This is a genomic window from Rothia santali (assembly GCF_024199905.1).
Taxonomy (GTDB): domain Bacteria; phylum Actinomycetota; class Actinomycetes; order Actinomycetales; family Micrococcaceae; genus Rothia; species Rothia santali.
On record NZ_JANAFB010000031.1, the window covers coordinates 21,878 to 35,354 of the forward strand.

Below are 13,477 nucleotides of genomic sequence, written 5' to 3' on the forward strand. Positions count from 1 at the left end.
CGGCGCCCCGCGGCGCTGGATAGGCTGGAGCCAGAAACCCGCTCGCATCTGTGAAAGGACCCGCATGTCTCTGGCCGGCAAGAACCTCCTGGACGGACCCGCCCCCACGTACCTCGCCGAGGAGCCCGAGGTCCTCGCCCGCATCGAGGCCGGCGACGAGGGCGAGGACCTGGCGCGTGCCTTCCCCACCTCCTCGCTCGCCTGGTCCGTCCTGGCCGAGGAGGCGCTGGGCGAGGGGCGCGTCGTCGAGGGCTACGCCTACGCCCGCGTCGGCTACCACCGCGGACTGGACGCGCTGCGCGGCAGCGGGTGGAAGGGCCACGGCCCCATCCCGTTCTCCCACGAGCCGAACCGCGGCTTCCTGACCTGCCTCTTCCTGCTCGGCCAGGCCGCCGCGGCCATCGGGGAGGAGGGCGAGGCGGTCCGCATCGCCGGCTTCCTCGACGACTCCGACCCGGAGGCCGCCGCGCAGATCGCCGCGCGCTAGAGCCGCGGGCATGGACCTGAACGCCGCCGGCGGCGAGAGGACCGGAACCGCCCCGGAGGCGATCGGCGGCGCCCCGGAGCGGGTCGGAGCCGCCCCGGAGGGCATCAGCGTCGTCGTGCCCGTGCGCGACGACGCCGAGCACCTCTGGACGTGCCTCCTCGGCCTCTCCCTCCAGGAGCTGCCACCGGACGAGGTGGTCGTGGTGGACAACGGCTCCCGCGACGGCCTCGACGAGGTGCTCGCCGCCGCCCGCCGCCGCTGGGCCCTGCCCCTGCGCGTGATCCGGGAGCCGCGCCCCGGCGTCGCCTTCGCCGCGGCCGCCGGGTACGACGCCGCCCGCCACCCGCTGATCCTCCGCTGCGACGCCGACAGCGTCCCGCCGCCCGGCTGGACGGCCCGCCACGCCCGCCTCCTGCGCGCCGCCGACGCCGGGACGGTCGCCTCCACCGGGACAGGCCGCTTCCGCCCGGCCCCCCGCTGGCTGGGGGAGACTGCGTGCAGGCTCTACATCCGCGCCTACCGGGTCATCGGCGGGCTCGCACTGGGGCACGCTCCGCTGTGGGGATCCAACATGGCGATGCGCGCCTCGTGGTGGGCCCAGGCGCGCCCCGGCGTGCACCTGACCGCCGGGGTGCACGACGACTACGACCTCAGCTTCCGCCTGCGCCCCGGCCAGCGCTTCGTCGTGGACGGCGGCAACGTCATCGGCGTCTCCTGGCGGGCCGTGGTGATGCCGCGGCGCGTGGCCCGGCAGCTGCGGATGGCGGTGCGGGTCATCGCGCTGCAGTGGCCCGAGCAGCGGCCGTGGAGGCGGCTGGCGGCACGCGCCTCGGCCACCCTGGGCGGGCCCGCCGGATCCCGCGGGTTGCGGGGTCGTCGCGGGCCGCGGAGTTCTCGCGGGACCGGGCGGACGCGCGCATGAGGGCCTGGCGGGCGCGCGCCTGAGGGGCGCGGCGAAGGTGAGGGCGCCCGGGGGCCGCCTGGCCCAGGTTCTGGGATCGAGCGCGTGCTTCACCGGAATCGCGGCGGCCCTGGTCTACACGGTCCGGGGCAACTGGGTCGACGTCGCGGTCCTGCTGCTCGTGGGGCTCGGGCAGGTCCTCGCCTTCGTGGCCTTCCGCGGCTGGCCCGCCCGGCTGGAGGTCAGCGCGATTCTCCTGCTCGCGGGCATCAGCTCCGCCGAGCAGCTCTACGACGCGATCTCCTGGTGGGACCTCATGGTCCACTTCCTGGCCACCTACGCGCTCGTGCGGCTCCTGTGGAACCGGCGGCTCCTCGGGGACGGCGCGCGCGGCGCGGCCCCGCTCTCCCGGCGGCTGGGGTGGTGCCTCGGCGTCGGGCTGGCGCTCGCGGTGGTCTGGGAGGTCATGGAGCTGCTCGGATACCTCCTGGTCACGCCCGAGATCCACATCCCCCCGCTGGACACGCTCACCGACATCCTCTCCGGGCTGGCGGGCGCGGCCCTGTGCGCCCTGCGGACCCGGCCGTCCTAGAGCGGAGGGCCGCCCGGCGCCGCACCCGGGCCGGGTGACCTCCTGCGCCCGGCGGCGTCCGTCCTCCATAATGGGAGATGCCGGTCACAAAGGCGTGGCCGGTGTCCCAGCGTCGACCAGGAGGGGCGGAACATGCTCATCGGGGTGCCCACGGAGATCAAGCCGAACGAACGTCGGGTCGGGCTGACCCCCGACAGCGTCCACGCCCTGGCCGACGCCGGCCACGAGGTCCTGGTCCAGGCGGGCGCGGGGGAGGGGACGGGCTTCCCCGACGCCGAGTACGTCGCCGCGGGCGGCACGCTCGCCGACCGCGACGAGGTGTGGGACCGCCCGGAGCTGGTCGTCAAGGTCAAGGAGCCCGTCGAGTCGGAGTTCCGGCACTTCCGCGAGGACCTCGCCCTCTTCGCCTACCTCCACCTCGCCGCCGCGCGCCCGCTCACCGAGGCGCTGCTGGGGGCGGGGATGCGCGCCATCGCCTACGAGACGGTCCGCGAGGGCCGCGCCCTGCCGCTGCTGGCGCCGATGTCCGAGATCGCCGGCCGCCTGGCCGCCCAGGCGGCGGCGCGGTACAGCTCGGTCCTCGAGGGCGGGCCGGGCATCCTGCTCGGCGGCGCGCCCGGCGTCGCCCCGGCGCGGGTCGTGGTGCTCGGCGGCGGCGTCGTCGGGACCCAGGCCGCGCAGCTGGCCCTGGGGCTGCGGGCCGAGGTCACGGTCCTCGACGCCTCCCTGCACCGCGTCCGCGAGCTCGACCAGCTGTTCGGCACCAGCGCGCGGGTGCTGGCCAGCAACCCGCGCACCATCGAGCGGGAGCTGGAGGGGGCGGACGTCGTCATCGGCTCGGTCCTGGTGCCCGGGGCGCGGGCGCCCAAGCTGGTGCGTCGCGAGCACCTCGCGCGGATGAAGCCGGGGGCGCTGCTGATCGACGTCGCGATCGACCAGGGCGGCTGCTTCGAGACCTCCCACCCGACCAGCTACGACGACCCCGTCTTCGAGCTCGATGGCGTCCGGCACTTCTGCGTGACCAACATGCCCGGCGCGGTGCCCCGGACCGCCACCGCGTCCCTCAACAACGCCACGCTGCCCTACGTCCTGCGCCTGGCCGAGGGGGTCGACGCCGCGCTGGCCGGCTCCGAGGGGCTCGCGGCCGGGGTGAACACCGCGGGAGGGCGCATCACCGCCCCCGGGGTGGCCGCGGCCTACGAGGAGCTGCCGAGCGCGGTCGGCTGAGGGCCGGCGGCCGCACCCGGTCGAGGGCCCGCTGGGCGCGGCGTCGGTCGCTGCCCGAGAGGGCCCGCGGGCGGTGCGGCGCCGCCGGCAGGGGCGCCGCCGTCCCGTTCGCGCCACGGGGTTCCCGCACGTCAGCGCCGATTCGCCCTGACGTCGGCCCCGTGCGCCCCGTAGACTGGAGGCGCAGGGCCACGTCGTCGCGCGCCCGCCGCGACGGCCCCGGCACCGGACCCAGACCCGAGGAGACCCGATGACCGCCGACCCCAGGACCATGGACGCCTACGGCAACCGCATCCCCCCGGACGCGCGGACCATGGCGATGCTCTCCCACCTCTCCTCGCTCGCCTCGCTGCTAATCTCGATCGGCTCCCTGAGCTTCCTCGGGCCCCTGATCTTCTGGCTGATCTACAAGGACAAGCCCGGCTACGCCTTCGTCCGGGCCTGCTCGGCGCAGGCGTTCAACTTCAACTTCACGATGTGGATCGTCAACGTCGCGGCGGGGCTCCTCGCGATCGTGACCTTCGGGCTCGGGTTCATCGTCGCCGGGCCCATCTGGGCCATCACCGGCATCATGATCATCGTCTTCCACATCGTCGGGGCGGTGAAGGCCAACAACGGCGAGGTCTACCGCTACCCGCTGCAGACCAAGATCCTCACGTAGTCCACAGGCGCCCGGGCGTCCGATCCTGCGACCGGGTATCGTGGGACACGCTGCCCCTCGGCAACCCGGCGGGCACAGCGTCTTGAGGAGTGATAGTTCCACATGCCAGCAATCGTGATCGTGGGCGCCCAGTGGGGCGACGAGGGCAAGGGCAAGGCCACCGACCTGCTCGGCGGCCGCGTCGACTACGTCGTGAAGCCCAACGGCGGCAACAATGCCGGCCACACCGTCGTCGTCGGGGGCGAGAAGTTCGAGCTCAAGCTGCTCCCCGCCGGCATCCTCAGCGAGAACGCCACGCCCGTGATCGGCAACGGCGTCGTGGTCAACCCCGAGGCGCTCTTCGCGGAGATCGACGGCCTCGAGGCGCGCGGGGCGGACACCTCCAAGCTGCGCATCTCGGCCAACGCGCACCTCGTCGCGCCCTTCCACCAGACCATGGACAAGGTCACCGAGCGCTTCCTCGGCAAGCGCGCCATCGGCACCACCGGGCGCGGCATCGGCCCCACCTACATGGACAAGATCGGGCGGCTGGGCATCCGCGTCCAGGACATCCTGGACGAGTCGATCCTCCGGCAGAAGGTCGAGGGCTCGCTCCGGCAGAAGAACGAGCTGCTGGTCAAGGTCTACAACCGCCGGCACGTCGAGGTCGAGGAGATCGTCGAGTACTTCCTCTCCTACGCCGAGCGCCTGCGGCCCATGATCGTCGACTCCACGCTGCTGCTCAACGACGCCCTGGACGAGGGCAAGACTCTGCTGATGGAGGGCGGCCAGGCCACCTTCCTCGACGTCGACCACGGCACCTACCCCTTCGTGACCTCCTCCAACCCGACCGCGGGCGGCGCCTCGGTCGGCTCGGGCGTGGGGCCCACGCGGATCTCCCGCGTCATCGGCATCCAGAAGGCCTACACCACCCGCGTCGGCGCCGGCCCGTTCCCCACCGAGCTGTTCGACGAGTGGGGCGAGTACCTGCAGAAGACCGGCGGCGAGTTCGGCGTGAACACCGGCCGCCCGCGCCGCTGCGGCTGGTACGACGCCGTCCTGGCCCGCCAGGCCGCCCGCATCAACGGCTTCACGGACCTCTTCCTGACCAAGCTGGACGTGCTGACCGGCATCGAGCGGATCCCGGTGTGCGTGGCCTACGAGGTCGACGGCGTGCGCCACGACGAGATCCCCATGACCCAGACCGACTTCCACCACGCGAAGCCGATCTACGAGCACTTCGACGGCTGGACCGAGGACATCTCCGGGGCCACCACCTTCGAGGAGCTCCCTGCCAACGCGCGGCACTACGTCGAGAGCCTGGAGCGGCTGTCCAACTGCCGGATCTCCGCGATCGGCGTGGGCCCGGGCCGGGAGAACACCATCGTGGTGCGGGACCTGATCGAGGGATAGCGACGCCGGCCGGGCGGCTCCGCGGCGCGCCGTCGCGGGGCCGCCCGGCCGCCGTCGCGGGGTCTGCCCGGCCCCACTGTCGCGAGCCCCCCGGGTCCCACCGCCGCGGAGCCCGCTCGGTCCCCCGTCCCGAACGCCCGGCCGCCCGCCGCACCCTCACCCCGCCCCGGAGCACCCCATGCCCTTCCTCCTCACCGCGGCCTCCGACGCCGACGGCCGCTACCGCACGGTCGACTCGGCGTCGGCCGCCCTCGACGTCCTCGACTCCGGCCGGGACGCCACGGTCTGCCTGGTCGCCCAGGACCCCACCGACGAGGAGGTGCGGGCCTGCGCCGAGCGCTTCGAGCTGCACGCCCTCGCGCTCGAGGACACCGCCCATTGGCGCCAGCGCCCCAAGCTGGAGCGCTACGGGGACACCCTCTTCGTGGTCCTGCGCCCCGCCCGGTACGACGAGGACGCCGAGCGCATGGAGTTCGGGGAGATCCACGCCTTCGTCGGCCCCGACTTCTTCATCGTCTTCACCGAGCACCCGGCCGGCTCCGAGCGGGTCGCCCACTGGATGCGCCGTGCCTTCAAGCGCCACCACCTGGACCCGCAGAACCCCCAGACGCTGCTGTACTTCCTGCTCGACGGCGTCGTGGACGAGTACGAGCCCATCCTGGAGTCGCTCGACGAGGACCTGGACGAGGTCGAGGAGCAGCTGTTCACCGGGCAGAACGCCTCGCAGCGGATCTACGAGATGTTCAACGAGGTCGTGAAGTTCCAGCGGGCTGCGCGGCCGCTGGGCTACATGCTCGAGCTGCTCATGCGCGGCAGCGAGAAGTACGGGGTCTCCGAGGAGCTGCACCGGCACTTCCGGGACGTCCGGGACCACGTGACCCGCGACGTCGAGCGCCTCGACGGGCTGCGCAGCGCCCTGCAGAACGCGCTGACCATCGAGTCGACGCTGGTGGGCCAGCGGCAGAACGACGCGATGAAGAAGCTCTCCGGATGGGCCGCGGTGCTGATCGCCCCGACGATCATCGCGGGGATCTACGGCATGAACTTCGACGACATGCCCGAGCTGGGCTGGCGCTACGGATACCCCTTCGCGCTCGGGCTGATGGTGACCACCAGCTTCGGCCTCTGGGTGGTGTTCAAGGTCAAGAAGTGGCTCTGACCTCGAAGAATAACGTGACGGGGAAACAATCCGCTCGGCGTTCGGCGCCGAACACACGATGAGAACCGCCCAGCCCCTCCCGGGGCCGGGCCGCCCGACCACCATCGTGAAGGACGTGAATCCCGTGCAGAAGCCGAGCCGCGCCATGATCCCCGTGACCGCCCTGGCCCTCGCCCTCGGCGGCCTCGCCGCCGCACCCGCCGCCTCCGCCGCGCAGCCGACGTCGTCGACGCAGGCCGCGTCGACCCAGGCCGTGTCCCCGCAGAGCACGACGACCCGCGGCGCGACGACGCGGCCCGCCCCCTCCCTGACCCTGATCGACGGGCCGTTGGTCCAGGGTCCGCTGCTCACCGGCTCCCTCGTGGACCTGGGCGGCATCCTGAACGACCCGCGCTTCGGGCAGTTCCAGTGATCGGCTCCGGCTGACCCCCAGGCCCGGCTCCGGCTGACCCCGGGACCAGCCCCAGGGCTCGGCCCCGGCCGATCCCGGCCCCGGCCGATCCTGGCCCCGGCCGCTCCCAGGGCCGGCCGGCACCGGCGGCCACCCCGGCCGATCCCGCAGCAGCAGGGCCCCGCCCCGCCGCCCGCTCACCGTCTCACCCCGCCTCCGACAGGAGTTCCTCCAGCATGCCCGAAACCCGCCGCGACGTCGTTCCCTCCGCCTCCCCCGAGCGCCTCGAGCTGACCCCCGCCCAGCGCGGCATCTGGTACGCCCAGCGGCTCGACGCCGAGAACCCGACCTACCAGATCGGGCAGTACCTGGAGCTGGACGGCCCGGTCGATCCCGGCCTCCTCGGCATCGCCACCACCAAGATGGTGCGGGACATCGACTCCCTGTCGGCGCGCTTCGCGGAGGACCACGACGGCCCCTACGGCCTCGTGCACCGCCCGGAGCCCTCCGCGGACCTCCTGGAGGTCGTGGACCTGCGGGACGAGGTGGACCAGAGCGCCGCACGCGAGCGCGCCCTGTCCCGGATGGACCGCGAGCTGGCCACGCCCCGGGACATCGAGGGCGAGGGGCTCTTCGGGGCGGTGCTGTTCCGCCTCGCCGGGGATCGGTCCCTGTTCTTCCTCCGCGTCCACCACGTCATGCTGGACGGCTACTCGGCCGTGATCGCCCTGCGGTACCTCGCCGGCGTCTACTCCGAGCTGCACCGCCGCGCCCCGCGGGGCATGCTCCTGCGGCCGCTCGCCGGCCTGGTGTCCCGCGTCGCGGACCGGCTGGACCCGCCCTTCCCCGGCCAGGAGGAGCTGCTCGGCGCGCTCGCCGGGTACGACGCCTCGGAGCAGAGCGCCCAGGACCGCCGGTTCTGGGAGGCCGAGCTGTCCGACGAGACGGTCGTGGACGGGCTCGAGGGCCTGCCCGGCGGCGCGGCGCGCGAGGTCGTGCGGTACGCGCGGCCCTTCGGCGCCGAGCAGGCCGCCCTGCTGCGGGAGCGCGGCCGGGACGTCGCCAAGGTCCTCGTGGGCGGCATCGGCCTCTACCTGTCCAAGATCACCGGCCAGGAGCGGGTCTCCCTGGGCCTGCCCGTGACCGCGCGCCGGGGGAAGGTCGCCAAGACCGCCCCCTCGATGCTGTCCAACATCCTGCCGCTGCGCCTCGAGGTCGCGCCGGGGGCCGACGTCGCGCAGGTCGTGCGGGACGCGGGCGCCACCCTGCGCGACGTCGTGCGCCACCAGCGCTTCCGCGTGCAGGACCTGCCCGGGGCGCCGCAGCACGCCGGGCCCTCCGTCAACCTGCTGCCGGTGATCGACGACCTCCGGCTGGGCCGCGCGAGGGGCACGGTCCGCATCCTCTCGACCGGGCCCGTGCACGACCTGTCCTTCGTCGTCTCGGGCCTGGACAGCGACGCCGCGGAGCCGACCCTCCAGCTCGAGGGCGACGCCGCCCTGCACACCCGCGAGAGCCTGGCCGAGCACGCCGACCGGCTCCTGGACCTCCTGGACCGGGTCCTCGCGGCCGACGCCGAGGCCAGCGTGGGCTCCCTGAGCGTCACGCGCCCGGCCGAGGTCGAGCCGCTGCTGGCCCAGGGCGCCGGACCGCACCGCCCCCTGGAGCCCGAGACCGTCCTGCAGTCCTTCGCCGCCGCGGCCGCCGAGCGCGCGGAGGCGACCGCCGTCGTCGCCGCGGACGGCACCCTGACCTTCGCCGAGCTGCACGAGGACTCCTCGCGCCTGGCGCACCACCTGCGCGGCCGCGGCGTCGGTCCGGGGGAGCGGGTGGCCGTGCGGATCGGCCGCAGCGCGAACCTCCCCCTGCTGGTGCTCGCCGTGCTCAAGGCCGGCGGGGCCTACGTGCCCCTGGACCCGGAGTACCCGGCCGACCGGGTCGCCGGGATGCTGGAGGACGCCGCCCCGCGGCTGCTGCTGACCGACTGCGAGCAGGCCGGGCGCGACCGGGCCGCCGGGGCCTCCTGGGAGGTCCCGACGCTGGCCGTGGACGCCGACACCGAGCAGGCCTGGCGCCGCTGCCCCGCCGACCCCGAGGGGCTGGCCGCCGCGTCGGGGGACGACGCCGCCTACGTGGTGTTCACCTCCGGCAGCACCGGGCGCCCCAAGGGCGTCAGCGTGGACCGCCTCGCCCTGCGCAACCTCTTCCAGCACCACCGCGAGGAGCTCTTCGACCCCGCCGCCGAGCGGCTGGGCCGCCCCCTGCGGGTCGCGCACACCGCGGGCCTGTCCTTCGACGCCGCGTGGGACCCGCTGCTCTGGCTCTTCGCCGGCCACGAGCTGCACGTGATCGCCGACGACGTCCGCCGGGACCCCCAGCGCCTGGCCGAGGAGCTCGCCGACCGGCGGATCGACTCCATCGAGACCACCCCGTCCTTCGCCGAGGCGCTGCTCGGGACCGGGCTGTTCGAGCGGCCCGGGCACCCCGGCGTCGTCGCGGTCGGCGGCGAGGCGGTCGACGCCGAGCTGTGGCGCCGCCTGGCCGCGCTGGAGGACGTGCACGCCGTGAACCTCTACGGCCCCACCGAGACCACCGTGGACAGCCTGATCGCCCGGATCGAGGCGGGCTCCGAGCCGCACATCGGCGACTCGGTCCGCAACAGCCGGCACTACGTCCTGGACTCCGGGCTGAACCCCGTGCCGGACCGCGCGGTCGGCGAGCTGTACCTCGCCGGGACCAACGTGGCCCAGGGCTACGTGGGCCAGGCGGGCAAGAGCTCCTCCAGCTTCATCGCCGACCCCTTCGCCGCGGACGGCTCGCGCATGTACCGCACGGGCGACGTCGTCCGCCGGCGCCCCGACGGGTCCCTGCGGTTCCTCTCCCGCCTGGACGACCAGGTCAAGATCCGCGGGTACCGGGTCGAGCTGGGTGAGGTCGAGGCCGCGCTGAGCCGGCAGGACGGCGTCGGCCGGGCCGCGGCCGAGGTCCGCGGCAGCGGCCCGGCGGCCCGGCTGATCGGGTACGTCACGGCCGGGGGCGGGGCGCACCGGCGTCGCCGGCTCGGTGCGCGAGGCCCTGCGCCGGGAGCTGCCCGCCTACATGGTGCCGGCCTCCGTGGTGGAGCTCGCGGAGTTCCCGATGACCGCCAACGGCAAGCTGGACCGCCGCGCGCTGCCCTCCCCGGAGCGCGACGCCGCGGCCGACGCCTCCCAGCGCCCCCGCACCGAGGCGCAGCGCCGGGTGGCCGCGGCCTTCGCCGAGGCGCTTGAGCTCCCGGAGATCGGCGTCGACGAGGACTTCTTCGCCGCCGGCGGGCACTCGCTGCTGGCCACCCGGGTCGCCGCGCTGCTCTCCCGGGAGACCGGGCGCCGGGTCACGGTCCGCGACGTCTTCGAGCACCCCACGGCCGCGGCCCTGGCCGCCCGCCTGGGCGAGGAGGAGGGGGCCGACGACGCCGCCGCGCCGCTGGTCCCCGCGACCCGCCCGGACCCCCTCCCGGTCTCCCCGACCCAGCGCCGCCTGTGGTTCCTCAACCGCCTCGAGCCGGGCTCGGCCGCCTACAACATCCCCGTGGTCCTGCGGGTTGAGGGCGAGCTCGACGTCGCGGCCCTGCGGGAGGCGCTGGCCGACGTCGTCGCGCGCCACGAGCCGCTGCGCACCGTCTTCCCCTACCGGGACGGGGAGCCCGTCCAGCGGGTCCTCGACGCGGAGGACGCACGGCCCCCGTTCACGGCCGTGGACGTGCCGGCCGAGCGCGTGGACGCCGTGGTCGAGCAGGAGGCCCTGCGCCCCTTCGACGTCACCGAGACCACCCCGCTCCGGGCGCTGCTGCTGCGCACCGGCGCCCGGAGCCGCACGCTCCTGGTCGTGATGCACCACATCGCGGCGGACGGCTGGTCCCTCGCGCCCTTCGCCCGGGACCTCTCCGCGGCCTACGCCGCGCGGCGGGACGGCCGCGAGCCCGCCTGGGAGCCGCTGCCGGTGGCCTACGCGGACTTCGCGCTGTGGCAGCGGCGCGAGCTCGGCGACCCGGAGCGGTCCGAGAGCCGCGCCGCCCGGCACGCCGCCTACTGGGCCGAGGCGCTGCGCGGCGCGCCGAGGAGATCGCGCTGCCCGGGACCGGTCCCGCGGCGCGGCCGACCCTCGGACCCGGCCCGGGCCGGGGTCGGCGAGCTGCTCCTGGAGCTCGACGCCGGCCGGCACGCGGCCCTGCGCCGGCTCGCCGCCGAGCACCGCGGCAGCCTGTTCATGGTCCTGCAGACCGCCCTCGCGGCGGCCCTGCGCCAGGAGGGCGCGGGCGACGACGTCGTCCTGGGCACCCCGGTGGCGGGCCGCGCCGACCCGCAGCTGGAGGACCTGGTCGGCTTCTTCGTCAACACCCTGGTCCTGCGGACCTCCCTCGAGCAGGATCCCACCCTCGCCGAGGCCCTGGAGCGCGTGCGGACCGGGAACACCGAGGCGTACGCGCACGAGGAGCTGCCCTTCGACGCCGTCGTCGACGCCGTGCGCCCGGCCCGCGCCGCCGGCCGGCACCCGATCTTCCAGGTCATGCTGACCCTGCAGAACACCGCGCCCGCGGTCCTGGAGCTGCCGGGCGCCCGGGTGACCGTGCCCCCGCAGACCACGAGCGCCGGGGTGAAGGCCGACCTCATGGTCGACGTCCGCACCCCCGCCGGGGACGACGGCCCGCTCGAGGCCGTCCTGGCCTACGACCGCGCCCTGTTCGACCCCGCGACCGCCGAGCGGATGCTCGGCTCGCTGGACCGGATGCTGCGCGCCCTGGAGGAGGACCCGGGCCGGCGGCTCTCGGAGATCCCCGCGATGGACCCGGAGACCGCCCGCGCGGTCGAGGAGCACGCCCGAGGCGGCGAGGCCGAGGTCCGCGGGACCGTCCTGGACCGCCTCGCCCGGACCGCGGCGGAGCACCCCGAGCGGGCCGCGCTCGAGGACGCCGAGGGGGTCCGCGGCTTCGCCGAGCTCGGGGCCGAGGTCGAGCGGATCGCGCGGGCCCTGGCCGCGCGCGGCGTGGCGCCCGGGGACCGGGTCGCGCTCGGCCTGCCGCGCTCCGCGGCGACGCTCGCGGCGGTGCTCGGCGTGCTGCGCGCCGGTGCGGTCGCGGTGCCGCTGGACGTGGCGCACCCGGAGGCGCGCCTGGCCGACGTCCTCGCCGGCTCCGCGCCGCGGCTGCTGCTGACCGAGGCCGCCGGGGACTCCCCGGGCCTCGCCGGGCTGCTGCGGGAGCGCGGCGCCGCGGAGCCCGCGCGCACGACGCCGGGTGAGCTGGGGGAGGCCGGGCCCGACGTCGTGCTCCCGCCCCTGCCGGGGCCGCAGGACGTGGCCTACCTGGTGTACACCTCGGGGACCACGGGCACGCCCAAGGGGGTGCAGGTGCCCCACGGGGCGCTGGCCAACGTGCTCGCCCACCACGAGGCGCGGCTGATCGGCCCCGCGCACCGGGCCCTCGCGCCCCGCCCCGCGCGCATGCTGCACCTGACCGGGCTCGGCTTCGACGCCGCGTGGGACCCGATCCTCTGGCTCGTGGCCGGCACCACCCTGGTGCTCCCCGACGAGCGCACGCGGGTCGACGCCGAGGCGGTGGCCGGCGTCGTCGTCCGCGGCCTGCCCGGCGGGGCGGACGAGGGCGTGGACGTCCTCGAGACCACGCCCTCCTACGCCCGGCAGCTGCTGGCCGTGGGGCTGGAGGACGCGCTCGCCGACGCCGGCCGCGAGCTGACCCTGGCCGTGGGCGGCGAGGCGGTCGCGCCCGGCCTGTGGACCCGCCTGGCCGCCGCGCCCCGGATCACCGGGTGGAACCTGTACGGGCCGAGCGAGTTCACGGTCGACTCGGTGCTCGGCCCGATCGAGGGCGAGCGGCCCTCGATCGGCCGCCCCGTCCCCAACGTGACCGCGCGCGTCCTGGACGCGGGCCTGGCCCCGGTGCCGCCCGGCGTCGAGGGCGAGCTGTACCTCTCCGGCCTGTCCGAGGCGCACGGCTACCGGGGGCGCCCCGGGGAGACCGCGGCGCGCTTCGTCGCGGACCCGCGGGGCGACGGGAGCCGGATGTACCGCACCGGCGACGTCGTGCGCCGCCGGCCCGACGGCGAGCTGGAGTTCGTCCGCCGCGCCGACGACCAGGTCAAGCTGCGCGGGTACCGGATCGAGCCCGCGGAGGTCGAGGCGGCCCTGGAGGCCGTGGACGGCGTCCGGACCGCCGTGGTCCGCGCCGTGGGCGGCAGCGGGACGGGGCACGACGCCGAGCGCCTGGTCGCCTGGGTGGTCGGCGAGACCGCGGGCGAGGACGTGCGCCGCGAGGCCGCGGCCGCCCTGCCCGGCTACATGGTCCCGGCGGTCGTCACCGTCGTGGAGTCCATCCCCCTGACGGCCAACGGCAAGGTCGACGCCGCCGCGCTGCCGGATCCCGTGGGGCCCGGGGGCGGGTCCCGGCGGTCCGGGACGCAGCGCGAGCGAGCCGTCGCCGCGATCATGGGCGAGGTCCTGGGCGCGCGGGAGGTGGGTCCCGACGACGACTTCTTCGCCCTGGGCGGCCTACCGCCTGGTGAAGTACATCGGCGGCTACCACGTGGCCGTCGGTGGCGCGCGGGTGCTGATCTTCACCGCGGGGATCGGGGAGAACTCCGCGCCGTTCCGCCGCCTCGTCGTCGAGGGG

At 75.4% G+C, this 13,477-nt stretch carries 9 protein-coding genes and 2 pseudogenes; all 11 read left to right on the plus strand.

Features of this window, described 5'->3' with window-relative positions; all coding sequences use genetic code 11:
• The first annotated feature begins 64 nt into the window (after positions 1 to 64).
• Positions 65 to 487: a DUF3151 domain-containing protein gene (locus tag NBM05_RS11600; RefSeq protein ID WP_254167560.1), complete on the plus strand. Its 423-nt coding sequence runs from the start codon at positions 65 to 67 to the stop codon at positions 485 to 487.
• A gap of 10 nt (positions 488 to 497) precedes the next feature.
• Entirely contained in the window at positions 498 to 1,409 is a 912-nt protein-coding gene (locus NBM05_RS11605) for a glycosyltransferase family A protein (protein ID WP_254167562.1), read from the plus strand.
• 37 nt (positions 1,410 to 1,446) lie between these two features.
• The gene (locus NBM05_RS11610; RefSeq protein ID WP_254167564.1) at positions 1,447 to 1,980 is read left to right on the plus strand and encodes a hypothetical protein; all 534 of its coding nucleotides are present in this window, start codon (positions 1,447 to 1,449) and stop codon (positions 1,978 to 1,980) included.
• Positions 1,981 to 2,112: 132 nt separating this feature from the next.
• Positions 2,113 to 3,207, plus strand: a complete 1,095-nt coding sequence (gene ald / locus NBM05_RS11615; protein WP_254167566.1) for an alanine dehydrogenase — start codon at positions 2,113 to 2,115, stop codon at positions 3,205 to 3,207.
• Positions 3,208 to 3,457: 250 nt separating this feature from the next.
• On the plus strand, positions 3,458 to 3,868 hold the full coding sequence (locus NBM05_RS11620; RefSeq protein WP_254167567.1) for a DUF4870 domain-containing protein: 411 nt from the start codon (positions 3,458 to 3,460) through the stop codon (positions 3,866 to 3,868).
• Between the two features lie 102 nt (positions 3,869 to 3,970).
• Entirely contained in the window at positions 3,971 to 5,260 is a 1,290-nt protein-coding gene (locus NBM05_RS11625; RefSeq protein ID WP_254167569.1) for an adenylosuccinate synthase, read from the plus strand.
• A 178-nt stretch (positions 5,261 to 5,438) separates the two neighbouring features.
• Entirely contained in the window at positions 5,439 to 6,419 is a 981-nt protein-coding gene (locus tag NBM05_RS11630; RefSeq protein ID WP_254167571.1) for a magnesium and cobalt transport protein CorA, read from the plus strand.
• 124 nt (positions 6,420 to 6,543) lie between these two features.
• On the plus strand, positions 6,544 to 6,831 hold the full coding sequence (locus NBM05_RS11635) for a hypothetical protein (protein WP_254167573.1): 288 nt from the start codon (positions 6,544 to 6,546) through the stop codon (positions 6,829 to 6,831).
• A gap of 215 nt (positions 6,832 to 7,046) precedes the next feature.
• Entirely contained in the window at positions 7,047 to 10,079 is a 3,033-nt protein-coding gene (locus tag NBM05_RS11640) for an amino acid adenylation domain-containing protein (protein ID WP_254167575.1), read from the plus strand.
• Positions 10,051 to 13,143: pseudogene (locus tag NBM05_RS11645) on the plus strand (non-ribosomal peptide synthetase); the annotation flags it as partial. The gene NBM05_RS11640 and the pseudogene NBM05_RS11645, both read left to right, overlap by 29 nt.
• 208 nt (positions 13,144 to 13,351) lie before the next feature.
• Positions 13,352 to 13,477, plus strand: a pseudogene (locus NBM05_RS11650) (acetate kinase); the annotation flags it as partial.

Bases quoted from the DNA above. Each gene is read 5' to 3' on its own strand.
- NBM05_RS11600 (WP_254167560.1), top strand. From the start codon at position 65: ATGTCTCTGGCCGGCAAGAACCTCCTGGACGGACCCGCCCCCACGTAC.
- NBM05_RS11605 (WP_254167562.1), top strand. From the start codon at position 498: ATGGACCTGAACGCCGCCGGCGGCGAGAGGACCGGAACCGCCCCGGAG.
- ald (WP_254167566.1), top strand. From the start codon at position 2,113: ATGCTCATCGGGGTGCCCACGGAGATCAAGCCGAACGAACGTCGGGTC.
- NBM05_RS11620 (WP_254167567.1), top strand. From the start codon at position 3,458: ATGACCGCCGACCCCAGGACCATGGACGCCTACGGCAACCGCATCCCC.
- NBM05_RS11625 (WP_254167569.1), top strand. From the start codon at position 3,971: ATGCCAGCAATCGTGATCGTGGGCGCCCAGTGGGGCGACGAGGGCAAG.
- NBM05_RS11630 (WP_254167571.1), top strand. From the start codon at position 5,439: ATGCCCTTCCTCCTCACCGCGGCCTCCGACGCCGACGGCCGCTACCGC.
- NBM05_RS11640 (WP_254167575.1), top strand. From the start codon at position 7,047: ATGCCCGAAACCCGCCGCGACGTCGTTCCCTCCGCCTCCCCCGAGCGC.